The following is a 1,334-nucleotide window of genomic DNA, read 5'->3' as shown; positions in this document are numbered from 1 at the left end:
GGTGGGCAGAATCTGCGGGCGAACAATCTCCATGCAGAAACCTGGGCTACTATTGGTAACGGTGCATTGGGTGCCATCGGTAATATTGTGCCCGACATGGTCAATGGGACTGCGTCATGGCTGGAACGCTTTACGCATGCTACATCCGGTGCACTGGGACGCATGGACCCTTGGGTGCCGGCTCGCAACGACGTAGCCAAGGAGGTTGCGGGAGACCTACGAGGCGTGGCGGGCGGATTGCTGGCAATGACGCCGATCAAAGTTTCAAGCGCAAAGTTTTTAGCACAGGAAAAGGCTGCAGAACTTGTCAGCACGCAATCCAAAAGCAAACTTCCTAGAGCGACATCGGTAGCTATAGATCGATCTACAGGGGCTGTCTACTATGGTACTAGTGGTTCGGTCCCACAAGTGATTGCCCCAGAGATGTTAAATCGAATGCCAAAGCCAAGTTTGGAGCGATGGCAAGTTGCGAACTGTGCAGAATTTAATGCGTGCAATGCAGCACTGTTGAATGGCGCATCAATGAAAAACTTAACAGTTCATACTGTAAAGACAAAAACTGGTGAGCCATTTAGGCGCTGTGCAAACTGTCAAATTACGACAAATGGTGCAAGGGTAACGAGTGATTAAATGAAATACTCTGTAATTATTGAGAACTCGCTAATTTCAACGGGTTGGTTTCCGGGTCGAAGAGTTGATGTTGAAGGTGTGATAGGTAAGCTTAAGAATGAAGGTTACCCTGCTGGGAGCGCTGTTAAAGTATTTCTCGAAGAGTTTGGCGGGTTGAGTGGCATGCATAAAGGATATAGGGGGGATGATTGGGAGGAGTTTCATTTTGATCCGATTATTGCTATGGAAGGTATATTTCGGGAACGTGTAATAGATTATGAGCTTCGTTTTGGAGATGGGCTCACGCCTATAGGTGAAGCATATAATCAGCATTTGGTGTTATTGATTTCCGAGAAAGGAGCAATGCTTGGTGCATATGATGATTACTTATGTGTACTGGGTGAAAGTGTTGAAATCGGATTTCAGGCATTGTTTGAATCTAAAGATGGAGTTGATGTTCCTTAGTAAAAATGGTGAATTTAAAGTCTGGAATCGTAGGGGTCAGAGTGGTTGATTTCGGCGGATAACTGCCGCCAGTGGCGAAGTACTGGCCAGCTATCAATATGATGCAGTCGGGAATCTGACCCTGAAGCGTGTTGGCACTGTGCAACATGCCTTCCAGTACAACAGCCAGCAACAACTGACCCAGATCAATCTGGACAGCGCCGCCGGTACGCTACTGGGCCGCTACCGTTACGATGCCGACGGTAAACGCATCGGCCGCA

1 protein-coding gene and 1 pseudogene are annotated in these 1,334 nt (G+C 47.9%); both read left to right on the top strand.

The genetic code is table 11. The features are described 5' to 3' along the window. Window positions 1-630: pseudogene (locus FFS57_RS25545) on the top strand (hypothetical protein); the annotation flags it as partial. Further along, window positions 631-1,074, top strand: a complete 444-nt coding sequence (locus FFS57_RS25010) for an SUKH-3 domain-containing protein (RefSeq protein WP_137940525.1) — start codon at window positions 631-633, stop codon at window positions 1,072-1,074. Window positions 1,075-1,334: the final 260 nt, after the last annotated feature.

Origin of the sequence: Chitinivorax sp. B, assembly GCF_005503445.1 — a bacterium.
Lineage (GTDB): Bacteria > Pseudomonadota > Gammaproteobacteria > Burkholderiales > SCOH01 > Chitinivorax.
The sequence above is the reverse complement of the archived record's forward strand: the minus strand, read 5'-3'. Positions and strand labels throughout refer to the sequence as shown.